Annotated in this window: 31 protein-coding genes; 6 read left to right on the plus strand and 25 right to left on the minus strand. The window is 67.2% G+C overall.

Annotation, left to right across the window (positions count from 1 at the left end; genetic code table 11):
* From ACAG24_RS08340 to ACAG24_RS08365, 6 genes are all read left to right on the plus strand, one after another.
* Window positions 1-930 carry an SAM-dependent methyltransferase gene (locus ACAG24_RS08340; protein WP_370472282.1) on the plus strand — a complete coding sequence of 310 codons (930 nt, stop codon included), beginning with the start codon at window positions 1-3 and terminating at the stop codon, window positions 928-930.
* Window positions 917-1,816 (plus strand): class I SAM-dependent methyltransferase, encoded by a 900-nt coding sequence (locus ACAG24_RS08345; protein ID WP_370472281.1) that lies wholly within the window; start codon window positions 917-919, stop codon window positions 1,814-1,816. The genes ACAG24_RS08340 and ACAG24_RS08345 overlap by 14 nt, the downstream gene beginning before the upstream one ends.
* A 21-nt stretch (window positions 1,817-1,837) precedes the next feature.
* On the plus strand, window positions 1,838-2,755 hold the full coding sequence (locus tag ACAG24_RS08350) for a class I SAM-dependent methyltransferase (RefSeq protein WP_370472280.1): 918 nt from the start codon (window positions 1,838-1,840) through the stop codon (window positions 2,753-2,755).
* Window positions 2,756-2,875: 120 nt separating this feature from the next.
* The gene (locus ACAG24_RS08355) at window positions 2,876-4,480 is read left to right on the plus strand and encodes an SLC13 family permease (RefSeq protein WP_370472279.1); all 1,605 of its coding nucleotides are present in this window, start codon (window positions 2,876-2,878) and stop codon (window positions 4,478-4,480) included.
* Window positions 4,477-5,529: a tartrate dehydrogenase gene (locus ACAG24_RS08360; protein WP_370472278.1), complete on the plus strand. Its 1,053-nt coding sequence runs from the start codon at window positions 4,477-4,479 to the stop codon at window positions 5,527-5,529. Before ACAG24_RS08355 ends, ACAG24_RS08360 begins: the two co-directional genes overlap by 4 nt.
* 39 nt (window positions 5,530-5,568) lie before the next feature.
* Window positions 5,569-6,411: an alpha/beta fold hydrolase gene (locus ACAG24_RS08365; protein WP_370472277.1), complete on the plus strand. Its 843-nt coding sequence runs from the start codon at window positions 5,569-5,571 to the stop codon at window positions 6,409-6,411.
* Here ACAG24_RS08365 and sppA read toward each other — a convergent pair.
* From sppA to ACAG24_RS08490, 25 genes are all read right to left on the minus strand, one after another.
* Window positions 6,377-8,149 (minus strand): signal peptide peptidase SppA, encoded by a 1,773-nt coding sequence (sppA, locus tag ACAG24_RS08370; RefSeq protein WP_370472276.1) that lies wholly within the window; start codon window positions 8,147-8,149, stop codon window positions 6,377-6,379. The two genes, ACAG24_RS08365 and sppA, sit on opposite strands and share 35 nt — an antisense overlap.
* A gap of 31 nt (window positions 8,150-8,180) precedes the next feature.
* The gene (locus ACAG24_RS08375) at window positions 8,181-8,408 is read right to left on the minus strand and encodes a DUF732 domain-containing protein (RefSeq protein WP_370472275.1); all 228 of its coding nucleotides are present in this window, start codon (window positions 8,406-8,408) and stop codon (window positions 8,181-8,183) included.
* 239 nt (window positions 8,409-8,647) lie between these two features.
* Complete coding sequence (rplO, locus tag ACAG24_RS08380; protein ID WP_370472274.1) at window positions 8,648-9,091, minus strand: 50S ribosomal protein L15; 444 nt, start codon at window positions 9,089-9,091, stop codon at window positions 8,648-8,650.
* Between the two features lie 2 nt (window positions 9,092-9,093).
* Complete coding sequence (rpmD, locus tag ACAG24_RS08385) at window positions 9,094-9,273, minus strand: 50S ribosomal protein L30 (RefSeq protein ID WP_003929541.1); 180 nt, start codon at window positions 9,271-9,273, stop codon at window positions 9,094-9,096.
* Window positions 9,274-9,276: 3 nt separating this feature from the next.
* Window positions 9,277-9,945, minus strand: a complete 669-nt coding sequence (gene rpsE / locus ACAG24_RS08390; protein WP_024446213.1) for a 30S ribosomal protein S5 — start codon at window positions 9,943-9,945, stop codon at window positions 9,277-9,279.
* Window positions 9,946-9,970: 25 nt separating this feature from the next.
* A complete protein-coding gene (gene rplR / locus ACAG24_RS08395) occupies window positions 9,971-10,378 on the minus strand; it encodes a 50S ribosomal protein L18 (protein WP_370472273.1) in 408 nt (135 codons plus the stop codon).
* 3 nt (window positions 10,379-10,381) lie between these two features.
* Window positions 10,382-10,921: a 50S ribosomal protein L6 gene (gene rplF, locus ACAG24_RS08400; RefSeq protein WP_370472272.1), complete on the minus strand. Its 540-nt coding sequence runs from the start codon at window positions 10,919-10,921 to the stop codon at window positions 10,382-10,384.
* Window positions 10,922-10,935: 14 nt separating this feature from the next.
* Window positions 10,936-11,334 (minus strand): 30S ribosomal protein S8, encoded by a 399-nt coding sequence (gene rpsH / locus ACAG24_RS08405; protein WP_024446210.1) that lies wholly within the window; start codon window positions 11,332-11,334, stop codon window positions 10,936-10,938.
* An 84-nt stretch (window positions 11,335-11,418) separates the two neighbouring features.
* Window positions 11,419-11,604 carry a type Z 30S ribosomal protein S14 gene (locus ACAG24_RS08410; protein WP_011778599.1) on the minus strand — a complete coding sequence of 62 codons (186 nt, stop codon included), beginning with the start codon at window positions 11,602-11,604 and terminating at the stop codon, window positions 11,419-11,421.
* 4 nt (window positions 11,605-11,608) lie between these two features.
* Complete coding sequence (rplE, locus tag ACAG24_RS08415) at window positions 11,609-12,172, minus strand: 50S ribosomal protein L5 (protein ID WP_370472271.1); 564 nt, start codon at window positions 12,170-12,172, stop codon at window positions 11,609-11,611.
* Complete coding sequence (rplX, locus tag ACAG24_RS08420; protein ID WP_370472270.1) at window positions 12,172-12,492, minus strand: 50S ribosomal protein L24; 321 nt, start codon at window positions 12,490-12,492, stop codon at window positions 12,172-12,174. Before rplX ends, rplE begins: the two co-directional genes overlap by 1 nt.
* Complete coding sequence (gene rplN, locus ACAG24_RS08425; RefSeq protein ID WP_003892852.1) at window positions 12,493-12,861, minus strand: 50S ribosomal protein L14; 369 nt, start codon at window positions 12,859-12,861, stop codon at window positions 12,493-12,495.
* Window positions 12,862-13,085: 224 nt separating this feature from the next.
* Entirely contained in the window at window positions 13,086-15,437 is a 2,352-nt protein-coding gene (locus tag ACAG24_RS08430) for an arylsulfatase (protein WP_370472269.1), read from the minus strand.
* Between the two features lie 228 nt (window positions 15,438-15,665).
* On the minus strand, window positions 15,666-15,971 hold the full coding sequence (gene rpsQ / locus ACAG24_RS08435; protein WP_370472268.1) for a 30S ribosomal protein S17: 306 nt from the start codon (window positions 15,969-15,971) through the stop codon (window positions 15,666-15,668).
* Window positions 15,971-16,204, minus strand: a complete 234-nt coding sequence (gene rpmC, locus ACAG24_RS08440; RefSeq protein WP_270720646.1) for a 50S ribosomal protein L29 — start codon at window positions 16,202-16,204, stop codon at window positions 15,971-15,973. Before rpmC ends, rpsQ begins: the two co-directional genes overlap by 1 nt.
* Window positions 16,204-16,620, minus strand: coding sequence for a 50S ribosomal protein L16 (gene rplP / locus ACAG24_RS08445; RefSeq protein ID WP_024446200.1), 417 nt, complete (start codon window positions 16,618-16,620; stop codon window positions 16,204-16,206). Before rplP ends, rpmC begins: the two co-directional genes overlap by 1 nt.
* Window positions 16,621-16,623: 3 nt before the next feature.
* Entirely contained in the window at window positions 16,624-17,469 is an 846-nt protein-coding gene (gene rpsC, locus ACAG24_RS08450) for a 30S ribosomal protein S3 (protein WP_370472267.1), read from the minus strand.
* Window positions 17,469-17,915 carry a 50S ribosomal protein L22 gene (rplV, locus tag ACAG24_RS08455; RefSeq protein WP_370472266.1) on the minus strand — a complete coding sequence of 149 codons (447 nt, stop codon included), beginning with the start codon at window positions 17,913-17,915 and terminating at the stop codon, window positions 17,469-17,471. The genes rpsC and rplV overlap by 1 nt, the downstream gene beginning before the upstream one ends.
* Window positions 17,915-18,196, minus strand: coding sequence for a 30S ribosomal protein S19 (gene rpsS / locus ACAG24_RS08460; protein ID WP_010908582.1), 282 nt, complete (start codon window positions 18,194-18,196; stop codon window positions 17,915-17,917). Before rpsS ends, rplV begins: the two co-directional genes overlap by 1 nt.
* 11 nt (window positions 18,197-18,207) lie before the next feature.
* Complete coding sequence (gene rplB / locus ACAG24_RS08465) at window positions 18,208-19,044, minus strand: 50S ribosomal protein L2 (protein ID WP_370472265.1); 837 nt, start codon at window positions 19,042-19,044, stop codon at window positions 18,208-18,210.
* A gap of 35 nt (window positions 19,045-19,079) precedes the next feature.
* Entirely contained in the window at window positions 19,080-19,382 is a 303-nt protein-coding gene (gene rplW / locus ACAG24_RS08470; RefSeq protein ID WP_370472264.1) for a 50S ribosomal protein L23, read from the minus strand.
* Window positions 19,382-20,029: a 50S ribosomal protein L4 gene (rplD, locus tag ACAG24_RS08475; RefSeq protein ID WP_370472263.1), complete on the minus strand. Its 648-nt coding sequence runs from the start codon at window positions 20,027-20,029 to the stop codon at window positions 19,382-19,384. Before rplD ends, rplW begins: the two co-directional genes overlap by 1 nt.
* A complete protein-coding gene (gene rplC, locus ACAG24_RS08480) occupies window positions 20,029-20,682 on the minus strand; it encodes a 50S ribosomal protein L3 (RefSeq protein ID WP_370472262.1) in 654 nt (217 codons plus the stop codon). The genes rplD and rplC overlap by 1 nt, the downstream gene beginning before the upstream one ends.
* A 23-nt stretch (window positions 20,683-20,705) precedes the next feature.
* A complete protein-coding gene (gene rpsJ / locus ACAG24_RS08485) occupies window positions 20,706-21,011 on the minus strand; it encodes a 30S ribosomal protein S10 (protein ID WP_003883485.1) in 306 nt (101 codons plus the stop codon).
* 270 nt (window positions 21,012-21,281) lie between these two features.
* Window positions 21,282-22,844 (minus strand): carboxylesterase/lipase family protein, encoded by a 1,563-nt coding sequence (locus ACAG24_RS08490; protein WP_370472261.1) that lies wholly within the window; start codon window positions 22,842-22,844, stop codon window positions 21,282-21,284.
* Window positions 22,845-22,910 lie beyond the last annotated feature (66 nt).

Consider the following 22,910-nt stretch of genomic DNA (forward strand, 5'->3'; position numbering starts at 1 on the left):
GTGGCGCGCACGGAGGGCGACACCTGGGACCTGGCCTCCAGCGTCGGGGCCACGGCGACGATGGTCGCGGCCGCGCGTGCCGTCGCCAGCCGGGAAGCCGACCCGCTGATCGACGACCCGTATGCGGCGCCCTTGGTGCGCGCGGTCGGGATCGGATTCTTCACCAAGGTCGTCGACGGCGAGATCGACTACGCCGCCGGGGACGACTCCGGGACCGCCGCGCTCATGACGGATGTGATGGCGGTCCGCACCCGGTTCTTCGACGACTTCTTCGCCGACGCCGGCCGGGCAGGCATCCGGCAGGCCGTCATCCTCGCGTCGGGTCTCGATTCGCGTGCCTATCGGCTCGATTGGCCGGCGGGCGCCACGGTCTTCGAGATCGACCAGCCCGCCGTCATCGAGTTCAAGACGGCGACGCTGGCCGCGCTCGGCGCGACTCCGTCGGCGCAGCTTCACACCGTCGCGGAGGACCTGCGCAACGACTGGCCGGCCGCATTGCGCCGAGCCGGGTTCGACACGACGGTGCCGACGGCGTGGATCGCCGAGGGGCTGCTGGTCTATCTGCCGCCCGACGCGCAGGACCGGTTGTTCGACGCGATCACCGCGCTGAGCGCACCGGGGAGCAGGCTGGCGACCGAGTACCACCCCGACGCCGGAGCCAGCATCGGTGAGCGCAGCCGGGCGTTGCGCGACCAGTGGCAGGACCAGGGCCTGGATCTCGACGTGGCGAGCCTGTTCCACACCGGGGAGCGCACTCCCCCGGCCGACTACCTGGCCGCGCTGGGTTGGCAGGTCAGCGGCCAGTCGCGGCCCGATGTCTTCGCGCAGTACGGTCGCGAGTTCCGTGTTCCTGAAACCCTTGCCGCACTGCGTGATTCGAAAGCACTGACCGCAGTCCTACCTGAGAGGAGCGCAGATGCCGCGCGCTGAAGGCGACACCTGGGACCTGGCAACCAGCGTCGGTGCCACCGCGACGTCGGTGGCCGCCACGCGGGCACTGGCCAGCCGCGGTCCCGACCCACTGATCGACGACCCCTACGCCGCGGCGCTCGTCGAAGCCGTCGGCCTGCCGCACTTCATCAAGGTGGCCAACGGCGAGCTCGGCGACGAGGCCGATCCGCTGTTCGGCGCGCAGCAGATGCGCGAACACATCGCCGTGCGAACCCGGTTCTTCGACGACTTCTTCACCGCCGCGGGACGACAGGGCATCCGGCAGGCGGTGATCCTGGCATCGGGACTCGACACCCGCGCCTACCGGCTCCCCTGGGCCGACGGCTCCGTGGTGTTCGAGATCGACCAGCCCGCGGTGATCGAATTCAAGACCACCGTGCTGGCCGACGCGGGCGCAACGCCGGCAGCCGACCGCAGAACGGTGTCCATCGATCTGCGCGAGGACTGGCCGGCCGCACTGCGCGAGGCCGGTTTCGATGCCTCTCGACCGACGGCGTGGATCGCCGAAGGGCTGCTGATCTACCTGCCGCCAGACGCGCAGGACCGGCTGCTGGACAACATCACGGCGTTGAGCGCACCGGGCAGCATGCTGGCGACCGAGCACATGGACGCGAAAGCCCTCACCGGCGACTGGGCCAAACAGCTCAGCGACCGCGGCCGCCGCTACGGCAGCGACATCGACCTGACCCAGCTGTTCTACAGCGGGCCGAGGACACCGGCGGGCGACCACCTTCGCGGGCAGGGCTGGGAGGTCACCGTCCTGCCGAACGCAGAGGCCTACGCCGCCAACGGTTTCGAACCACCCAATGATCAGCTTGCCGCAATGGTGGGCGACTCCGGCTACTTGTCGGCGCAGCTCGGATGACGGCGCGTCTAGGCTGATTCGATGGCACGCACCGCGGACGATTCCTGGGACCCGGCCTCCAGTGTGGGTGCGACGGCGACGATGGTGGCCGCGGGCCGCGCGGTGGCCAGTGCCGGTCCCGACCCCCTGATCAACGATCCGTACGCCGAACCGCTGGTGCGGGCGGTCGGTCTCGATTTCTTCGTCAAGCTGCTCGACGGCGAACTCGACCTGACCCGGTTCCCCGACAGCTCCGCTGAGCGAGCGCAGGCGATGATCGACGGAATGGCCGTGCGCACCAAGTTCTTCGACGACTGTTGCGCCGCGGCGACCACGGCCGGCGTCGCTCAGGTGGTGATCCTGGCATCCGGACTGGACGCCAGGGCCTATCGCCTTCCCTGGCCGCCGGGAACGGTGGTCTATGAACTGGATCAGCCCGACGTCATCGAATTCAAGACCCGGACGCTGCGTGACATCGGCGCCGAGCCGACGGCAACCCATCGGCCGGTGGCGGTCGACCTGCGCGGCGACTGGCCCACCGCCCTACGGGAGGCCGGGTTCTCTCCGGCGCAACCCACCGCGTGGCTGGCCGAGGGCCTGCTGATCTATCTGCCCCCAGAGGCCCAGGACGGGTTGTTCGACCAGATCACCGAACTGTCGGCGCCGGGGAGCACCATCGCGACCGAATACGCGCCGGGCATCGTGGACTTCGACGCGGGCAAGGCCACCGCACTGTCGGAGCCGCTGCGCGAGCACGGGTTCGACATCGACATGTCGTCGCTGGTGTACGCCGGAGCCCGCAACCAGGTGATGGGCTATCTCGGCGACAAGGGTTGGCAGGTCAGCGGAGCGCCACGCGAAGAGCTGTTCACGCGTTACGGCCGCGCGCTACCGGTGATGTCTGACGACACCGATCCCCTCGGGGAGATCATCTACGTCAGCGCGACGCTGGCTCGCTGACCGGCACCGGCACAAATTCGCCGGCCGCGGATTAACTTCTGTGACCGCAGGGCACTCCCGTCCCGGAAGGGTCGAGTGACGCATGCCACACCGGCGGCGTTTACGGGTCAGGAGATGCTGATGACTGCGGACAACCCGCTGAAACCCACCGACGTCGACAAGTCACTGCTGGGTGGCGCCACCTATCGCAGCCTGGGCGAGCAGCGTCTGAGCCCAGCCGAGGAGCGCTTCGAGAAGGGGCGCCGGACGGTCGGTCTTTTCCTGGCTCCCGTCGTGGCCATCGCGTTCCTTCTACTCCCGCTCGACATTCCGCCACAGCAGCAGACCTTGGCCGGGGTACTTCTCGGCGTCATCGTGTTGTGGGTCACCGAGCCCGTGCCCATACCGATCGGGGGCCTGCTCGGGGTAGCCCTGATCGTCTTCCTGGGCGTAGCCCCGGCCGACGATGTTCTGGGCCCCTTCGGCTCATCGACGGTTTTCACGTTCATCGGAGCCTTCATCCTTGCCCAGGCGATGCTCAAGCACGGGTTGGCGCGGCGCTTCGCGTTCCGCATCCTCGCGCTGCCCCGCGCCGGCCAATCGACCACCGGGGTCATCCTGGCCTTCGGCGCCATCACGGCTCTGCTGTCGGCCTTCGTCTCCAACACCGCCACCGTGGCCATGCTGCTGCCCACGGCGCTCGGCATTCTCGGGGTGATCGCGAAGTTGCTGCAGAAGCAGGGCAAGGTCGCCGAGGACTTCGATCCGCTGCGGCTGAAAGTGGGCGCGGCCCTGATGCTGATGCTGGCGTACTCGGCCAGCGTCGGCGGCTTGCTCACCCCGGTCGGCAGCCCCCCGAATCTGATCGGACGAGGGCTGATCGAGGAAGCGACCGGAGAGCGAATCAGCTTCGGACAGTGGATGGTTGTGGCCGCGCCCATCTGCCTGCTGATGTTCGCCGTCCTGGCATTCCTCCTCATCAAGCTCAACAAACCGGAGCTCAAGAAGATCGAGGGCGTGTCTGAGTACGTCGCCGAGCAGCGCGCCGAGATGGGCGCGCTGTCACGTGCGGAAAAGAACACGCTGATCGCGTTCGGCGTCACCGTGTCGCTGTGGATCCTGCCCGGCATCCTCGCGCTCGTCTTCGGCAACGATTCCGACATCTACACCACGATCAGCGACCGACTCGACGAGGGAACCGTCGCGGTGTTCGGGGCCGCCCTGCTGTTCCTGCTGCCCACGGACTGGCCGCAGCGTGAGTTCACGCTGCGGTGGAAGGACGCCGCGGCCATCGACTGGGGAACGGTCGTCTTGTTCGGCACCGGCATCATCTTCGGCTCTCTGCTGGCCGACACGGGATTGGCCGAGACCATCGGCACCTCGGTCGCAGACGCGTTGGGGCTCACCAGCGTCGTGGCCATCACCATCTTCGCCGTGCTGCTGGCCATCGTCGTGTCCGAGACGACGAGCAACACCGCGTCTGCTGCGGTCGTCGTACCGATCATCATCCCGATCGCCGTCGCCGCCGGTGTGAATCCGTTCGTGCCCGCGCTCGCGGCGACGTTCGCAGCGTCGTTCGGGTTCATGTTGCCGGTCTCGACCCCGCAGAACGCGATCGTCTACGGATCGGGCGCAGTGCCCATCACCACGATGATCCGCTCGGGCATCTCGTTCGACATCGCCGGTGCAATCCTGATCGTAGTGTGCCTGCCACTGTTGATCGCGTTGTTGGGCCTGGGTGCATGAGCACGCAGCGCATCGCCGTCATCCCGGGTGACGGCATCGGCGTGGACGTGATCGAGTCCGCGCGAGCCGTCGTCGACGCGGTGTGCGCCAAACACCGAATCACGTTGGAATACCAGGAATTCGACTGGTCATGTCAACGCTATGAGCGTGAGGGCGCCATGATGCCCGCCGACGGACTCGACACCCTGCGCGACTTCGACGCGATCCTTCTGGGCGCCGTCGGATGGCCGGGAGTGCCGGACCACGTGTCACTGTGGGGCCTTCTCATCCCGATCCGGCGCGCCTTCCGTCAGTACGTGAACCTGCGGCCCATCAAGGTGTTTCGCGGTGTGCAAAGCCCCCTCCGAGATGCCGATGATGTCGATTTCGTCGTGGTCAGGGAGAACATCGAGGGCGAGTACAGCGAGATCGGAGGACGGCTCAACCGAGGGTTCCCCGAGGAGACGGCGATCCAGGAATCGGTGTTCACGCGCGCCGGTGTGTCGCGGATCGCCGACTTCGCGCTCGACCTCGCACAGACCCGCCGCGGGTACGTGACGTCGGCGACGAAGTCCAACGGCATCGTGCACACCTTGCCGTTCTGGGACGAGGTCGTCGCCGAACGTGCCGCCCGCTATCCGGATGTCAGGATCGACAGCGAGCACATCGATGCCCTGGCGGCGAAGTTCGTGCTCCAACCGTCCCGCTTCGATGTGGTGGTGGCCTCCAACCTTTTCGGTGACATCCTGTCCGACCTCGCGGCCGCGGTGGCCGGTTCCATCGGGATCGCGCCCTCGGCGAACCTGGATCCGACCAAGCAGTACCCGTCGATGTTCGAGCCCGTCCACGGTTCGGCACCGGACATCGCCGGCCGCGGCGTTGCCAATCCCGTCGGCGCGATCTGGTCGGCGGCGATGATGCTCACCCACCTCGGACACGACGCGGCAGCCGATGACGTCCTGGCCGCCATGACTGCCACCCTGGCCGAACCCGGCACGCGTACTGCCGATCTCGGCGGTACGGCCTCCACAGCGCAGGTCACCGACGCACTGATCGCGGCACTCGCCTGACAACTGCCGACAAGAACACTGATCGGTACCATCGTGTCGATGTGGAAGCTCGAACGCTCGGTGGAGCTGTCTGACGGAGTGGTGCGCTGGGATTCGTTCGGTGACGGGCCGCCGATCGTGCTCGTACACGGCACGCCGTACTCGTCGTTCCTGTGGCGCGATGTCGCTCCCGCCCTGGCTCGCGCCGGCCGGCGCGTCTACGTCTTCGACCATCTCGGTTATGGACAATCCGACAAGCGTGCCGGTCAGGACCTGACCGTCGCCGCTCAGGGACGGAACTTCGCCGAACTGCTCCGTCAATGGGGGCTCGAACGTCCCAGCGTCGTCGCCTGCGACATCGGCGGTGCCATCGTGTTGCGCGCGCTGTTGATCGAGAATGCCTCCTATGCGGACCTTTTCCTGTTCGACGCCGTCACCGGCGGAACGTGGGAACACGGACTGTTCGGTCTCATCCGGCAACACCACGAGGTCTTCGAACAACTCCCTGCCTACGCACACGAAGCCCTCGTCACCGCGCATCTGCGTAACGGCACCCACACCGATTACCGCCCCGGCGTGCTCGATCACTACCTGGCTCCGTGGCTCGGCGAAGAAGGACAGGCCGCCTTCTATCGGCAATACCGACAGCTCAGCCAGCGCGAGACCGCCGCGTACGAGGACCTGCTCGGCTCCGTCGACATCCCGGTGACGCTGGCGTGGGGCCGTGAGGATCGCATTCTGCCTGCGCCACACGGTGAATGGATCGCGGCGCGAATCCCCAACGGCGGCCTCACGTGGATCGACGACGCGGGCCACCTACTGCCCGAGGACGCTCCCGGCCAACTGGTGGAACGACTGATCGCCCATCTCAGTAGCGGGTCTCCCCCAGCCACAGCACGTTGACCCCGGTGAGCGATCGCCGAGTCTGATCCACGACGCCCATCACCGACCGCAACGCCACGTCACTCAGCAGGTCCGGCAGCGATGACGCCGCCGGCTGCGAGGAAGGCTTGGGCCGCAACACATCCCGCAGCGAAGACCCCGGGAGGTATTGGAGTTCGACCTTGTCGTCCTCGTCGATGCCGGCCAGCGCCTTGGCCCGCTGGATGGCGGTGCGCAGCCCGCCGAGTTCGTCGACGAGGCCGCGCTCGAGGGCGTCGGCACCCGTCCACACCCGTCCGCGCGCCACCTGCTCGACAGCCTCGGCCGTCATGTTGCGCCCCGCCGCGACCCGTTCGACGAAGTCGGTGTAGATCTCGTCGGCACCGGCCACCACGTGCGCGTGCTGCTCCTCGGTGAACGGCGCGTCGATCGACCAGGCATCGGCATTGGCGTTGGTGCGCACCGAATCCGAGCCGACACCGATCTTGTCCTTGAGCCCGCGGGCGATGAACTTGCCTGTGACGACGCCGATCGACCCGGTGATGGTGCCCGGATTGGCAACGATCGCGTCCGCTGCCATCGAGACGTAGTAGCCGCCCGAAGCCGCCACGGAGCCCATCGACGCGACGATCGGTTTGCCGCGCTCGCGAGCACGGACCACCTCCCGCCAGATCGTCTCCGAGGCCGAGACCGCACCGCCGGGGCTGTCGACGCGCAGCACGATCGCCGCGATGTCGTCGTCGGACACCGCCTGGCGCAGCGCGGCGGCGATGGTGTCACCGCCGGAGCTGGAGCCGCCGATGGGCGTCCGCCGCCCACCCTTGCCGCCGACGATCGGCCCGGCCACCGTCACCACAGCGAACCGCGGACGACTCTTCAGCGTCGGGACGGCGGGCTTCTTGGCCCGCGCATACCGCGCCAGATACAGCCTTGGCGGCGCGTCCTCGCCGTCGGCGTCCCCTTCTTCCGGCGAAATACCCTCCGCACCAACCTTTTCCGCGATCCGCGCGTACGCCTCGTCACGGAAGCCGATGCGATCCACCAGCTTCGCCGTCACGGCGTCGTCGCGCAGCAGCGGAGCCCGGTCGGCCAGCGCATCGAGTGCCGACGCGTCGATGCCCCGGGAGGCCGCCACGCCCGCCCACACCTGCGCACGCAGCCCGTTGACCAGTGCGCTGTCGGCCTCGCGATGGGCTTCGGTGTAGCGGTCCTGGGTGAAAAGGTTGGCCGCCGACTTGTATTCACCTCGGGCCACGAACTGGGCCTCGACGCCGAGCTTGTCGAGCGCATCGCGCAGGAACAGCGCGCTGGTGGCGAAGCCGACGAGGCCGACGGAGCCGGACGGTTGCATCCACACCTCGCCGAACGCGGAGGCCAGGTAGTAGGACAACGTGCCCGGGTACGTCTCGGCCCATGCCAGCGACGGCTTCTTCGCGGTGAACGCCACGATCGCCTCGCGCAGCTCCTGCACGGGGCCCGGCGGGGCGGCATCGATCTGTACGCGGGCGATCAGGCCCGCCACCCGGGGATCGTCGGCGGCCCGGTGCAACGCGGAGACCGCCTCCCGCAACAGGAGTGGCCGTCCTGCGCCGTTGATGAGGGCCATCGGATCGAAGCCGGCCGATTCCGGCGGAGCGCTCTGCAGGTCCAGCTCGAGGATGCACCCGTCGGGCACACCCTGGTGACGGGCGGTGTCGACCTTGCGAGCGAACTGACGGACTTCGTCGAACCCGGGGACACCGGACAGCAGAGAGAACATGAAAACGAGCGTACCGACGCTCAGGAAAGGGTCAGCGGCCGATGAGGCGCGCCCACTGAGGGCAGTAGATGTAGGTCGAGGCCTGCATCACGCCGACCGCCTGCTGCTTGGTGAGGTCGGCGTTGCTCTCGAGGGTCTGCACCACTCCGCGCACCGCGGGCACCGGGTTGGGATTACCAGTGAGCGCACCGGTGAGCATGTCGCACACCTTGTGCCCGACCAGGGACACGTCCTCGTCAGGTGCGGTCGGAATGCCCATGGAGGCAATCGCGTTGGCGAACCGCTCGTCGGGCGTCTCGGCCTGCGCGGTCGCTGCGCTCCTAACATGGCGAGACCGGCGGCGACCATCGCAACGGCGACGGTTCGGCGGCGGCGAATCATGGCGTGCTCCTCAAGTGTCGACATGCAGATTCTAGATCGTCTTACGACGTCGCGCCGTTACGGACGGCCCAACGAAAGAACCCCCGCCGTGGCGGGGGTTCTCGTCGTCCGAGGCGATCAGAGTTCGGTGGCGGAGCCGCCGGCGGAGGTGATCGCCTCGCGGGCGCTGCCGCTGAACTTGTGAGCGGTCACGTCGACCTTGGCAGTCAGCTTGCCGTCGCCGAGCACCTTGACCAACACGTTCTTGCGAACGAGGCCCTTGGCCACCAACTCGTCCACACCGACCGTGCCGCCCTCGGGGAAGGCCTTGTTCAGGTCCCCGATGTTGACGACGCCGTATTCGGTACGGAAGCGGTTGCGGAAGCCCTTCAGCTTCGGCAGCCGCATGTGGATCGGCATCTGGCCACCCTCGAACATCGCGGGGACGTTCTTGCGGGCCTTGGTGCCCTTCGTGCCGCGACCGGCGGTCTTGCCCTTGGAGCCTTCACCGCGACCCACGCGGGTCTTGGCGGTCTTCTCGCCGGGGGCGGGACGCAGGTCGTGAAGCTTGATGGGAGCCATGGTTAGACCTCCTCAACCGTGACGAGGTGGTGCACGGTCTTGATCAGACCGCGCGTCTGGGCGTTGTCCTCGCGGACGACGGACTGGCGGATCTTGCGCAGCCCGAGCGTACGAAGCGACTCGCGCTGCTTCCAGCGCGCACCGATGGTGCTGCGCACCTGGGTGATCTTGAGCTCTGCCATTGATTAAGCCGTTCCCTCACGCGCAGCGCTGGCGGCCAGAGCCTCGGCCTCACGGCGAGCCCTGAGCATGCCTGCGGGCGCTACATCTTCGATCGGCAGGCCACGGCGCGCCGCGACCTCTTCGGGACGCTGCAGCAGCTTCAGCGCGGCAACGGTGGCGTGCACCACGTTGATCGCGTTGTCGCTACCCAGCGACTTGGCCAGGACGTCGTGCACGCCGGCGCATTCCAGCACTGCACGGCAGGCGCCACCGGCGATGACACCGGTACCGGGGCTTGCCGGACGCAGCATCACGACGCCGGCCGCGGCTTCACCCTGAACCGGGTGGGTCACGGTGCCGCCGATGAGAGGCACACGGAAGAAGTTCTTGCGCGCCTCCTCCACGCCCTTGGCGATGGCCGCGGGAACTTCCTTGGCCTTGCCGTAGCCGACACCGACCATGCCCTTGCCGTCACCGACGATCACCAGCGCGGTGAAGCTGAACCGGCGTCCGCCCTTGACCACCTTGGAGACGCGGTTGATCGTGACGACCCGCTCCAGGTAATTGCTCTTCTCACGGTCGTCGCGTCCGCCGCGGCCACCGCGGTCGTCCCGGCGACCCCGTCCTCCGCGATCGTCGCGTCCACCGCCGCGATTGTCCTGCGCCGAACCGGCGCCAGCCTGCTCGGCCACTATGCAGTCCTCTCGTTAACAGTCATCAGAATTTCAGCCCGCCTTCGCGCGCCGCATCGGCCAGTGCCGCGATCCGTCCGCCGTAGGTGTACCCACCGCGGTCGAACACGACCTCCTCGATGCCTGCGGCCTTGGCGCGCTCCGCGATCAGCTGACCGACCCGCGCGCTGGCGGCCTTCTTGTCGCCGTCGACCGCACGCACGTCGCCCTCGATCGAGGAGGCGGCGGCCAGGGTGACGCCCTGAAGGTCGTCGACCAGCTGCACGTGGATGTGCCGCGAGGAGCGGTTGACCACCAGGCGGGGACGCTCGGCGGTGCCGGAGACCTTCTTGCGCAGGCGTGCGTGCCTACGCAGCCGCGAGGTGCGGCGGGTCTGGGAGATGTTCTTGCCGACCGGGGTGTGCCCGGCGGCCTCTGCGCTCTTGGTAGCCATGTGTTACTTACCCGTCTTTCCGACCTTGCGACGGATCTGCTCGCCCTCGTAGCGGATGCCCTTGCCCTTGTAGGGATCGCTCTTACGGAGGCGGCGGATGTTCGCCGCGATCTGGCCGACAGCTTGCTTGTCGATACCGGAGATCGAGAACTTGGTGGGGGTCTCGACCGCGAAGGTGACACCTTCGGGCGCGGTGATCAGGACCGGGTGGCTGTAGCCGAGAGCGAACTCCAGGTTGCTGCCCTTGGCCACGACGCGGTAACCGACGCCGAAGATCTCCATCTTGGTGGTGTAGCCCTGGGTCACACCCTCCACCAGGTTGGCGATCAGCGTGCGCGACAGCCCGTGCAGCGAGCGGTTGCGGCGCTCGTCGTTGGGCCGGGCCACCACGATGGCGCCGTCTTCGTCGCGCGAGACCTCGATGGGCTCGGCGACATCGAGGGTCAGCGTGCCCTTGGGTCCCTTGACCGAGACGTTCTGTCCGGTGATCGTGACGTCGACCCCGGCGGGAACCGGGACCGGCTGCTTTCCAATGCGAGACATGTTCTAAACCTCCCTCACCACACGTAAGCGAGAACCTCGCCGCCGACACCCTCGCGGGATGCCTGGCGGTCGGTCCTCAAACCGGACGACGTGGAAATGATGGCCACACCGAGCCCGCCGAGCACCTTCGGCAGGTTGGTGGACTTGGCGTACACCCGCAGACCGGGCTTGCTCACGCGGCGCAGGCCGGCGATGCTTCGCTCCCGGCTCGGGCCGTACTTGAGCTGCACCACGAGGGACTTGCCCACGCGGGCGTCCTCGGTGCGGTAGTCGGAGATGTAACCCTCGGACTTCAGGATCTCGGCGATGTTCGCCTTGATCTTGCTGTGCGGCAAGGTCACTTCGTCGTGGTACGCCGAGTTGGCGTTGCGCAGACGCGTCAAGAAGTCTGCGATCGGATCCGTCATGGTCATGACAGCCGGCTCACCTTTCTCGCGGCGGTTCCCAGGCTGGGCCTACCGCAACTGTTTTGGAGTGTTGTCTGTGGTTTCCGGCTGCTACCAGCTGGACTTCTGCACACCGGGCAGTTCGCCCGCGTGCGCCATTTCGCGCAGGCAGATCCGGCAGAGGCCGAACTTGCGGAACACCGCGTGCGGACGACCGCAGCGGTTGCAGCGCGTGTAGCCCCGCACCTTGAACTTGGGCTTCTTGTTGGCCTTGTTGACCAGAGCCTTCTTTGCCATCTGCTCAGTTCTCCTTGAACGGGAAGCCGAGCGCCCGCAGAAGCGCACGTCCCTCGTCGTCGTTCGTCGCCGAGGTGACGACGGTGATGTCCATGCCGCGGGGGCGGTCGATGCTGTCCACGTCGATCTCGTGGAACACCGACTGCTCGGTCAGGCCGAAGGTGTAGTTGCCGGTGCCGTCGAACTGCTTGGCGCTCAGACCGCGGAAGTCGCGGATACGCGGCAGCGAGATCGAGATCAGGCGGTCCAGGAATTCCCACATGCGGTCGCCGCGCAGCGTGACGCGGGCGCCGATGGGCATGCCCTCGCGGAGCTTGAACTGCGCGATGGACTTGCGGGCCTTGCGGATCTCGGGCTTCTGGCCGGTGATCAGGGCGAGGTCGTTGACCGCGCCGTTGATCAGCTTCGCGTCACGGGCGGCGTCGCCGACACCCATGTTGACGACGACCTTCACCACGCCGGGGATCTGCATGACGTTGGCGTAGCCGAAGTCCTTGAGCAGCTGGTCGCGGATCTCTTCGCGGTAGCGCTGCTTCAGTCGGGGGAGGGTCTTCTCAGTGGTGGTCATTAGACGATGTCCTTGCCGTTGCTCTTGGCGATGCGGACCTTCTTGCCGGTCTCGTCGTCGACGCGGAATCCGACGCGCGTCGGCTTGCCGTCGGAGTCGAGCAGCATCACGTTGGACACCGGGATCGGCGCCTCCTGCGTGACGATGCCGCCCGAGGCCGCACCGCGTTCGGTGCGCGACTCGGGGGTGTGCTTCTTGATTCGGTTGACGCCCTCGACCAGGACCTTGTCGCGGTCGGGGTAGGCCACCAGGACCTTGCCCTTGGCGCCCTTGTCCTTGCCCGAGATGACGAGCACCGTGTCGCCCTTGCGGACCTTCATCTACAACACCTCCGGGGCGAGCGAGACGATCTTCATGAACTTCTTCTCGCGCAGCTCGCGGCCGACGGGCCCGAAGATGCGGGTGCCACGCGGATCGTTGTCGTTCTTGATGATGACGGCGGCGTTCTCGTCGAACTTGATGTAGCTGCCGTCGGCGCGGCGGCGCTCCTTGACGGTGCGCACCACGACGGCCTTGACGACGTCGCCGCGCTTGACGTTGCCGCCGGGGATGGCGTCCTTGACCGTCGCCACGATGACATCGCCGATGCCCGCGTAGCGCCGCGACGAGCCGCCGAGCACGCGGATGCACAAGATCTCCTTGGCACCCGTGTTGTCGGCGACCTTGAGCCGCGATTCCTGCTGAATCACTAGATCTCCTCGACCTGGGTTTTTATGCACGCCAGGCGGGAACGTCCTGGAGGCAAGCCTCCAGAGACCTGGGCGTGCGCGGTCTTTGCCACCCAAGAGCACGCAGGGTTTTCTCATCGAGATAACCGAGGTCTGCCCTAGGCAACCCCTACATACTAGGTGAGCTCGGGGAATGCTCCAAATCGCAGGTCAGCCGACGCCAAGGGCCCTGGCGCGTCGCGATGTCAGTCCCTGGCGAACGCCCGGGCGAAGTCGCGCTCCAGATCGGTGTACGGGGCGCCCGAGACGTCGACGGTGACGCGCGCGATGGTGCCCCCGACGAACGGGAACGGCGCCCGGAATGCGCGGGACGTCGCCGACCCGGTGTTGCGCCCGACGCTCAGACTCGCCCCGGCGAGCCCGAACGTGCCCGGATGCGCCCGCATCTCGGCCAAGCTTGCCACCTGCGTGTCGTCGATGTAGAGCGCGGCGTCGCCGACGGGCGTGTGACTTCCCTCGGCGGTTCCGGTTCGGGTGAACGTGAAACCGAGGGTGTGCCGGCCCGGGGTGACGGGATCGGCGGAGGCCACCGTCTGGTCGTACTCGCCGAGGAAGTTGTAGCAGAAGAACAGCCGGCCGCCCTGCAGGTACATCACGTAGCCACCGTGTGCGCCGCCCTGTTTGACCACCACGCCGTCGGCGCCGCCGTCGTCGATCGTGACCTCGGCCAGCACCGCGAACGACCGGCCCCTGATCTCGACGCCTGCGCCCATCCCGACGTCGGCGGTTCCCGGGTAGTACCCGTAGGACTGCCGCTCACCGGCCAGATACGGCCGCCACCGCGACATCGTCTCCAGCATGTTGAGGTCCGCGAGCGGGAGCCCGTTGTATTTGTCGGCCTCGCTGAACCACAGCGCCTTGAGTTCCTCGAGCTTCTCCGGATGTTCGGCTGCAAGGTCGTGGCACTGACTGCGGTCGGTTTCGATGTGGAACAGCTCCCACCGATCGTCGTCGAAATGCGACCATCCCGCCGGCGACGCCGCGTGCACGGCGCTGGCGAACCAGCCCCTGTGCCAGATGCCACGGGTGCCGAGCATCGTGTAGAACTGGGTTTCCTTGCCGGTGGGAGCCGTCGGATTCTCCAGTGCCACTTTGAAACTCACGCCGTCGAGCGGCTTCTGCGCCACCCCCCGCACAGTGGCGGGCGGGGTGATGTCGAGCAGGTCGTACACCGTCGGCGTGATGTCGGCGACGTTGACGTAGTTGTCGCGCACCTCACCGTGCGCGGCAATTCCGTTGGGCCAGGAGATGATTGCGTTGTCGGCGATGCCACCTTCGTGAGAGGCGTACCGCTTGAACAACTTGTACGGGGTGTTGAACGCCATTGCCCAGCCGATCGGGTAATGGTTGTAGGTCGATGTGCCGCCGAGTTCGTCGAAGACCTTCAGGCTCTCTTCGGCCGAATCGATGTATCCGTTGAAGAACTTGACCTCGTTGACCGACCCGTTGGGTCCGCCCTCACCGCTGGCCCCGTTGTCGGAGATGACGACGATGATCGTGTTGTCGAGTTGTCCCGATTCTTCGAGATAGTCGAGCACGCGGCCGATCTGGGCGTCGGTGTAGGACAGGAACCCGGCGAACACCTCGGCCATCCGCGAGAACAGCCGCTTCTCGTCGTCGCTCAGCGACTCCCACGGACGGACCGTGTCCTGCAGCGGCCACTCTTCGCCGTTGGGCCCCCTGACATCCAGATACGGGTTGATCGGCGACAGTTCGGTGTCGGCCGGGACGATGCCGAGGCGTTTCTGGTTCTCGAGCACGATTTCCCGGTAGACCTCGTACCCCATGTCGAAGCGGCCCGCGTAGTGATCGGCCCACTCCTTGAAGACGTGGTGTGGCGCGTGCCCCGCGCCGGGACAGACGTAGGAGAACCACGGCTTGTCGGGCGCGATCACCTTGGCGTCTCGAATGAACTCGATCGTCTTGTCCGCCAGGTCCTTCGAGAGGTGGTACCCCTCCTCCGGAGTGCCGGGCGGAACGACCGGATGGTTGTCGTAGACGAGATCGGGATACCACTGGTCGGTTTCGCCGCCCATGAACCCGTAGAACCGCTCGAAGCCGCGCGACAGCGGCCAATGCCGCTTCGTCGACGCGAGATTCGACTCCTCCAGCGGCGTCAGGTGCCACTTGCCGACACAGTAGGTGTTGTAGCCGTTTTCGGCGAGCACCTCCGACAGCAGGGCGGTGTCGAAGGGAATTCGCCCATTGCTGTTGGGGAAACCGTCGGTGAATTCTTCGATGGTGGCCATGCCGACGGTCGTGGGGTTGCGGCCCGTCAGCAGCGACGCGCGGGTGGGTGAGCACAGCGCGGTGGTGTGGAACTGCGAAAGCCGAACTCCTCGTTCGGCGATGCGACTCATCGCGGGCATGTCCACGAGGCCGCCGAAACAATCCCATGTGGCGATGCCGATGTCGTCCCACACGAGATAGAGGACGTTGGGCGCATCGGGCTGCGCTGTCGGCGCCGCGAACGGGCCCCAGTCCGGTTCGGAATCCCGGATGTCGAGTTCGATCTTGCCGTTGAATTCCGTGGCCACGCCCGGAGATTACACCCGCTACGCACCGTGAGCCCGCAAAACTGCCGGTGGCCCATCGTGTGGCGGGGCGGTGTGACAAGCCGATTCGACAAGGGCCGCAACGTGATGACATACAATGCCAACACTGCGTGGCGCCTGCCGCGGCCAGGCGCTGTCAGCGTACCGACCCCGCCGACGAGAAAACCCCCGCCGCCACGAAGGGCGCGCGGGGGTTTCGTCGGAAATGTCTTACTTGGCTCGCTCGAGCACCTCGACGAGGCGCCAGCGCTTGGTGGCCGACGTGGGCCGGGTCTCCATCAACGAGACGCGGTCGCCGATGCCGGCGTCCTCGTTCTCGTCGTGGGCCTTGACCTTCTTCGTCGTCCGAATGATCTTGCCGTACAACGGATGCATCTTGCGGTCCTCGAGCTCGACCACGATGGTCTTCTGCATCTTGTCCGACACGACATAGCCGATGGCGGTCTTGCGACGCCCGCGCGGCTTCTCAGTGCGCGGAGTGTGCTTGGGGCCCTTGTCCGTCTGTGTGTCTGCCATTACGAATCCTCACCTCCGGGTCCGGCGGCCAGACCCAACTCACGTTCACGCAGCACGGTGTAGACGCGTGCGATCTCCTGCCGGACTGTGCGCAGCCGGCGGTTGTTGGCAAGCTGGCCGGTCGCCATCTGGAAGCGCAGGTTGAACAGCTCTTCCTTCGACTCGCGGAGCTTGTCGGTCAGTTCGTCGTCGGTGAGCTCGCGCAGTTCGCCGGTGGAAACTCCGACTGCCATCAGAACTGCTCCTCTCTTGTGACGATGCGTGCCTTGATGGGCAGCTTGTGGATAGCGCGGGTCAGGGCTTCCCTGGCGACCTTCTCGTCGGGGTAGCTCAGCTCGAACAGCACGCGTCCGGGCTTGACGTTGGCGACCCACCACTCCGGCGAACCCTTACCGGAACCCATGCGGGTCTCGGCGGGCTTCTTGGTCAGCGGGCGGTCCGGGAAGATGTTGATCCACACCTTGCCGCCGCGCTTGATGTGCCGGTTGATGGCGATACGAGCGGACTCGATCTGCCGGTTGGTGATGTAGGCATGACCCAGAGCCTGGATGCCGTAGTCACCGAAGCTGACCGACGTGCCGCCGCTGGCGATGCCGCGCTGGCGGGGGTGGTGCTGCTTGCGGTGCTTGACCTTGCGGGGAATCAGCATGATTTAACTCTCCGTGCTCTCGCCCGCTGCAGCTTCCGTTCCCACGGTGGCTTCGGCTGCGGCGGGTGCCTCTGCGGTGCCTTCACTGGCGGCGCGGCCGGCGTCGGTGCTCGTCGCGGTGGTACCCGAGGCGCCGCTGCGGCGCGGACGGGTGCCGGACGGACGCTCACGACGGGGACGGTCGGCTCCGGCGGGAGCGGCAGCGCTCAGCTCGCGCTTGCCACCGACGATGTCGCCCTTGTAGATCCACACCTTCACGCCGATGCGGCCGAAGGTCGTCTTCGCCTCGTACAGCCCGTAGTCGATGTCGGCGCGCAGCGTGTGCAGCGGCACCCGGCCCTCGCGGTAGAACTCCGAGCGGCTCATCTCGGCGCCGCCGAGACGGCCCGAGCACTGGACACGGATGCCCTTAACGTTCGGCTGACGCATCGCCGACTGGATCGCCTTGCGCATCGCGCGGCGGAAGGCCACGCGGTTGCTCAGCTGCTCGGCGACGCCCTGGGCGACGAGCTGCGCCTGGCTCTCGGGGTTCTTCACCTCGAGAATGTTCAGCTGCACCTGCTTGCCGGTCAGCTTCTCCAGGTCGGCGCGGATGCGATCGGCCTCGGTGCCGCGGCGGCCGATCACGATGCCGGGACGCGCGGTGTGGATGTCGACCCGCACGCGGTCACGGGTGCGCTCGATCTCGACGTCGGCGATGCCGGCGCGCTCCAGGCCGGTGGCCAGCAGCTTGCGGATCGCGACATCTTCCTTGATGTAGTCCGCGTACTGCTTGTCGGCGTACCAGCGGGACTTCCAGTCGGTGGTGATGCCGAGACGGAAGCCGTGCGGGTTGATCTTCTGGCCCACTACTCCGAGCCTCCCTTCTTGGTGGCGGCCTTGCTGCCCTGAGCACGACGCGCCCTGGCGTTAGCCGCGGAGCCCTGCCCCGCGTTCTTGGGAGGCCGGCTTTCGACGATCACCGTGATGTGGCTGGTGCGCTTGCGGATCCGGTAGGCGCGGCCCTGCGCGCGGGGGCGGATGCGCTTGGCGGTCGGACCTTCGTCGGCAAAGACGGTGGCGACCACGAGGGTCGTCGGGTCCAGGCCTTCGTTGTTCTGTGCGTTGGCCGCGGCGCTGGCGATCACCTTGGCGACCGGCTCGCTGGCCGACTGCGGCGCCCAGCGGAGGATGTCGAGAGCTTCCTCGACGCTCTTACCGCGGACCAGGTCGATCACACGACGCGCCTTCGTGGCGGAGATGCGCACGAAGCGCGCCTTCGCCTGCGCGGACGGGTACTCAATCGCTGTAGTCATTACCGGCGCTTCGCCTTCCGGTCATCCTTGATGTGACCCTTGAACGTGCGGGTGGGGGCGAACTCGCCCAGCTTGTGACCGACCATCGCCTCGGTGACGAACACCGGGACATGCTTGCGACCGTCGTGGACGGCGAAGGTGTGCCCGATGAAGTCGGGGATGATGGTGGACCGACGGGACCAGGTCTTGATGACCTGCTTGGTGTTCTTCTCGTTCTGGACGTCGACCTTCTTGAGCAGATGGTCGTCGACGAACGGGCCCTTCTTCAGGCTGCGTGGCATCGATTGACTCCCTAGCGCTTCTTGCCGGTGCGCCGGCGACGGACGATGAGCTTGTCGCTGGCCTTGTTGGGCTTGCGAGTGCGGCCCTCGGGCTTACCCCACGGGCTGACGGGGTGACGGCCACCGGAGGTCTTACCCTCACCACCGCCGTGCGGGTGGTCGACCGGGTTCATCACGACACCACGGACGGTGGGGCGCTTGCCCTTCCACCGCATACGGCCGGCCTTGCCCCAGTTGATGTTGGCCTGCTCGGCGTTGCCGACCTCGCCGACGGTGGCGCGGCAGCGCACGTCGACGCGGCGGATCTCACCGCTGGGCATACGCAGGGAGGCATAGGTGCCCTCCTTGCCCAGCAGCTGGATCGACGCACCGGCCGACCGCGCCAGCTTCGCTCCACCACCGGGACGCAGCTCCACGGCGTGAACCAGTGTGCCCGCGGGGATGTTGCGCAGCGGCAGGTTGTTACCCGGCTTGATGTCGGCGTTGGCGCCCGACTCCACGATCGCGCCCTGCTTGAGCCCCTGCGGCGCGATGATGTAGCGCTTCTCGCCGTCCAGGAAGTGCAGCAGCGCGATGTTCGCGGTGCGGTTGGGGTCGTACTCGATGTGGGCGACCTTGGCGTTGACGCCGTCCTTGTCGTTGCGACGGAAGTCGATGACGCGGTAGGCGCGCTTGTGGCCGCCGCCCTTGTGCCGAGTGGTGATGCGGCCGTGAGCGTTGCGCCCGCCCTTGCCGTGCAGCGGGCGGATCAGCGACTTCTCCGGATGATCACGGGTGATTTCGGCGAAGTCGGACACGCTCGAGCCGCGGCGGCCCGGAGTGGTCGGCTTGTACTTGCGAATAGCCATCTTCTACTCAGTCCTGTTCTTGTCCTGTCCGGCGATCAGGCCGGCGCTCCGAACAGATCGATGGGCTTGCTTCCGGCGGCCAGCGTCACGATCGCGCGCTTGGTGGCCTTGCGCTGGCCGTAGCCGGTGCGGGTGCGCTTGCGCTTGCCCTGGCGGTTGGCCGTGTTCACCGAATCGACCTTGACCTTGAAGATCTTCTCGATCGCGATCTTGATCTGGGTCTTGTTCGAGTCCGGGTGGACGATGAACGTGTACACGTTGTCCTCGATGAGTCCGTAGGACTTCTCGGAGATCACCGGGGACAGGATGATGTCGCGGGGATCGGTCACGGTTGCCATCAGGCCGACACCTCCTTGGTGTTCGCTTCGATGTACGCGTTGAGCGCCTCGACGCTGAACACCACGTCGTCGGCCTTGAGCACGTCGTAGGTGTTCAACTGGTCGGGCGAGATCACGTGCACGCCAGGCAGATTGCGCACGCTCAGCGCGCTGGTCTCGTCGGCGCGGCCGATCACGACCAGCACCTGCCTGCGATCGGTCAGCGTGGCCAGGAACGACTTGGCGCTCTTGGTCGACGGGGCCTGACCCTCGACGATCTCGGTGACGGCGTGGATGCGGTCGTTGCGGGCCCGATCGGACAGGGCGCTGCGCAGTGCGGCGCGGATCATCTTCTTCGGGGTCCGCTCGCTGTAGTCGCGCGGCTGCGGGCCGTGCACGATCCCACCGCCGGTGAACTGCGGTGCGCGGGTCGAGCCCTGGCGGGCGCGGCCGGTGCCCTTCTGCCGGTACGGCTTCTTGCCACCGCCGGACACCTCGCCGCGAGTCTTCGTGGAGTGGGTGCCCTGACGCTTGGCGGCCAGCTGCGCGTTGACGACCTGGTGCATCAGCGCGATGTTGGGTTCCTGATCGAACAGCGCGGCGGGCAGCTCGACCGAGCCGTCCTTCTTGCCTGCCGGCGTCAATACGTCAATAGTCTTGTCAGCCATTACTTCTCGCCTCGCTTGATTGCGCTGCGGACAACCACCAGTCCACCGTTGCGTCCGGGGATGGCGCCCTTGATCAACAACACGCCGTTCTCGGCGTCGACCTTGTGCACCTTCAGGTTCTGGGTCGTGACGCGGTCGTTGCCCATGCGGCCCGACATGCGCGTGCCCTTGAACACGCGGCCCGGGGTGGCACAGCCACCGATCGAGCCGGGGCGGCGGTGCACGGCCTGCGCACCGTGGGACGCCCCCTGGCCGCGGAAGCCGTGGCGCTTCATGGTTCCCGCGAAGCCCTTGCCCTTGCTGGTGCCGGTGACGTCGACGTAGGCGCCGTCGGCGAAGATCTCCGCCGTCAGCTCCTGGCCGACCTCGTACTCCGCGGCAGCGCCCTCGTCATCGAGCCTCAGCTCGGCGAGGTGGCGGCGCGGGTTCACACCGGCGGCCGCGAACTGGCCCGTCACGGGCTTGTTCACCTTGCGGGGGCTGATCTCGCCGTAGGCGAGCTGGACGGCGCTGTAGCCGTCGCGCTCCGTGGTGCGGATGCGCGTCACGACGTTGGGCCCGGCCTTGACGACCGTCACCGGCACGACCTTGTTGTTCTCGTCGAACACCTGCGTCATGCCCAGCTTGGTGCCCAGAATGCCTTTTCTAGCCATTTCTTTCCGGATCTCCTACCGAGCTATTGGATGTTGACGTCGACGCTCGCCGGCAGATCGATGCGCATGAGTGCGTCAACCGTCTTCGGCGTGGGGTCGAGGATGTCGATCAGCCGCTTGTGCGTGCGCATCTCGAAGTGTTCCCGCGAATCCTTGTACTTGTGCGGGGACCGGATGACGCAGTACACGTTCTTCTCGGTCGGCAGCGGCACCGGGCCGACCACGCTGGCGCCCGTCCGGGTGACCGTCTCGACGATCTTGCGCGCAGAGGCGTCAATCGCCTCATGGTCGTAGGCCTTGAGCCTGATGCGGATCTTTTGTCCCGCCACGCCTTCTCCTACCTCACTACTAACGGGCCCGAATCGCTCTCGGGCCTGGCTGTGCCGCCGCTGTTTACCTGTCTGTGGTTCACCGGTCCCCGGGGTCGGGCGTGTCGCCCGAGAAAGTGGTGGGGACCGGATGCGCCCCGCGAGGGGCGCCAGTCGCATGCCCAGCCAAGCGGACCCGGCTGAAGGCAACCCGAACAGTATGCCTCAGATCGCGGCGTGCTCCAAATCCCTGGTGAAGGGCTCCACCGTGGGCTTTCTGCACGCGAACGCCTACTGCAACCCGTCCCAGAAACCGCACTGGTGGGTCGCGCCGAAGTCGTCGATCATGCGGCTGCCGTCGGGCTGCAGCGACATCACGCCGTCGCCGACGACGGACCACCCGCCGCCGGGCTTTCCCGTCTTCACGAAGGCCGACCAATAGTCGACCATCTGCTCCCCCAGCTCGACCTGCGCTGGGTCCGGCGGTGATGCGCCCCCGACGTCGAACAGGTAGCGCAGCTCGAGGGAGTGGCTGGCGCCCACCGGGAACGGCAACGCCTTCAACGGGTCGGGGGCGGGGGCGTTGCGATCGTTGAACTCGTAGAAATAGACGCTCTCTTCGCGGGCCAACTCGCGCGCCCAGCGCTCCCCCGCGCAGGCGAGCACCCCGTCGGTGACGGTGGCCGCGTAGGCCAGCGCCACGTCCGGGAAGGCAGAGAGCGGATAGCGCTCGGCGACCGCGGCCGCGTCGGGGCCGAAGGTGCCGGTCAGCAGCTGTGGATATTCCTCGGGCGTGTAGTCCCTGCCGTCGCGGATGCGCTGCAGCGCGACGAACAGCGTCCACTCGTCGCGCGTCGTTCCCATCAGGACCGGGACCCGCGCCGCCGTGCCGTCGCCGAACGCCGCGACCGGATCGGTCGGCAGGGCGGCTGTGCCGGTCACCGGTCCGCTGAGCTGATCCTCGCCGATGCCGTAGTACCAGACGGGTGTGCGCAGCCGGTTGGCCGGCAGCCCGCGCAGGCACTCGGCCGCGGAAGCCGGATCGGCGCAGCCCACGTCGGCGGCGTAGGCGATGCTGCGTTCCTGGGCGGCAGGCAGAGCGAGTTGCGCCTGGCACGGCCCGCTCATCACGACGGCTGCGCCGAACAAGCCCTCCGAGCCCGGCGCCACCAGGTGATCGCATACCGACATCCCGCCGGCCGATTCCCCCGCGATCGTCACCTTGGCGGGGTCGCCGCCGAAGTCCGCGATGTTGTCGCGAACCCAGCGCAGGGCGGCCTGCTGGTCGGCGAGCCCGTAATTGCCCACGGCACCGGGCGGGCCGAGTGCGGGGTGGGCCAGGAATCCGAGCGCGCCGAGGCGGTAGTTGACGGTGACGACGACGATGTCGCCGCGGGACGCGAGCCGCCGCGAGTCGTAGATCCCGCCGCTGCCCGCCACGAACGAGCCGCCATGGATCCACACCATGACGGGCTTGGGGGCGTCGTCCCCGTCCTCGGGCACCGGCGGTGTCCACACGTTGAGGCTCAGGCAGTCCTCGTCGGTCTGCCTGCCGAGCTCGATGTCGCCGTTGAGGTCCTGCATGCAGCGCGGCCCGAACGCGGTGGCTTCGCGTACCCCCTCCCACGGCGGGGCGGGCTCGGGATCCTGCCAGCGCAGTGGGCCGACAGGCGGTGCGGCGTAGGGAATTCCGGCGAAAAGGCGGTGGTCGTCGGCGACGGTGCCGCGGAGGGCGCCGGCTGCGGTCTGGACCACCGCGGGGTCGGCGGGGGCGGCCGCCGATGCCGTGTCTCGGGGCTCGCCGCCGCATCCGGCGACGAGGAAGAGCGCCAGCAGGGCGGACAGGACGCGCACCAGGCCGAGCTTAACGGTGACGAACCGGCAGTCCCCTTTCGCGAAGTGGCGGCGGTCACATACACT

The organism is Mycobacterium bulgaricum (assembly GCF_041287165.2).
GTDB classification, from domain to species: domain Bacteria; phylum Actinomycetota; class Actinomycetes; order Mycobacteriales; family Mycobacteriaceae; genus Mycobacterium; species Mycobacterium bulgaricum.

Coding starts and splice junctions, on each gene's coding strand:
- rpsH (WP_024446210.1), bottom strand. CDS start 11,334: ATGACCATGACGGATCCGATCGCAGACTTCTTGACGCGTCTGCGCAAC.
- ACAG24_RS08355 (WP_370472279.1), top strand. CDS start 2,876: ATGACTGCGGACAACCCGCTGAAACCCACCGACGTCGACAAGTCACTG.
- rplC (WP_370472262.1), bottom strand. CDS start 20,682: ATGGCTAGAAAAGGCATTCTGGGCACCAAGCTGGGCATGACGCAGGTG.
- rplR (WP_370472273.1), bottom strand. CDS start 10,378: ATGGCTACCAAGAGCGCAGAGGCCGCCGGGCACACCCCGGTCGGCAAG.
- rplF (WP_370472272.1), bottom strand. CDS start 10,921: ATGTCTCGCATTGGAAAGCAGCCGGTCCCGGTTCCCGCCGGGGTCGAC.
- rplW (WP_370472264.1), bottom strand. CDS start 19,382: ATGGCAACCGTGACCGATCCCCGCGACATCATCCTGTCCCCGGTGATC.
- rplX (WP_370472270.1), bottom strand. CDS start 12,492: ATGAAGGTCCGCAAGGGCGACACGGTGCTCGTCATCTCGGGCAAGGAC.
- rpsQ (WP_370472268.1), bottom strand. CDS start 15,971: ATGGCAGACACACAGACGGACAAGGGCCCCAAGCACACTCCGCGCACT.
- ACAG24_RS08410 (WP_011778599.1), bottom strand. CDS start 11,604: ATGGCAAAGAAGGCTCTGGTCAACAAGGCCAACAAGAAGCCCAAGTTC.
- rpmC (WP_270720646.1), bottom strand. CDS start 16,204: ATGGCAGTCGGAGTTTCCACCGGCGAACTGCGCGAGCTCACCGACGAC.
- ACAG24_RS08375 (WP_370472275.1), bottom strand. CDS start 8,408: ATGGGCATTCCGACCGCACCTGACGAGGACGTGTCCCTGGTCGGGCAC.
- rplO (WP_370472274.1), bottom strand. CDS start 9,091: ATGGCTCCCATCAAGCTTCACGACCTGCGTCCCGCCCCCGGCGAGAAG.
- sppA (WP_370472276.1), bottom strand. CDS start 8,149: ATGTTCTCTCTGCTGTCCGGTGTCCCCGGGTTCGACGAAGTCCGTCAG.
- rpsS (WP_010908582.1), bottom strand. CDS start 18,196: ATGCCACGCAGCCTGAAGAAGGGCCCGTTCGTCGACGACCATCTGCTC.
- rplE (WP_370472271.1), bottom strand. CDS start 12,172: ATGACCACCACTGAGAAGACCCTCCCCCGACTGAAGCAGCGCTACCGC.
- ACAG24_RS08365 (WP_370472277.1), top strand. CDS start 5,569: ATGTGGAAGCTCGAACGCTCGGTGGAGCTGTCTGACGGAGTGGTGCGC.
- rplV (WP_370472266.1), bottom strand. CDS start 17,915: ATGACTACAGCGATTGAGTACCCGTCCGCGCAGGCGAAGGCGCGCTTC.
- rplD (WP_370472263.1), bottom strand. CDS start 20,029: ATGGCTGACAAGACTATTGACGTATTGACGCCGGCAGGCAAGAAGGAC.
- rpmD (WP_003929541.1), bottom strand. CDS start 9,273: ATGGCAGAGCTCAAGATCACCCAGGTGCGCAGCACCATCGGTGCGCGC.
- ACAG24_RS08360 (WP_370472278.1), top strand. CDS start 4,477: ATGAGCACGCAGCGCATCGCCGTCATCCCGGGTGACGGCATCGGCGTG.
- rplB (WP_370472265.1), bottom strand. CDS start 19,044: ATGGCTATTCGCAAGTACAAGCCGACCACTCCGGGCCGCCGCGGCTCG.
- ACAG24_RS08350 (WP_370472280.1), top strand. CDS start 1,838: ATGGCACGCACCGCGGACGATTCCTGGGACCCGGCCTCCAGTGTGGGT.
- rplP (WP_024446200.1), bottom strand. CDS start 16,620: ATGCTGATTCCCCGCAAGGTCAAGCACCGCAAGCAGCACCACCCCCGC.
- ACAG24_RS08345 (WP_370472281.1), top strand. CDS start 917: ATGCCGCGCGCTGAAGGCGACACCTGGGACCTGGCAACCAGCGTCGGT.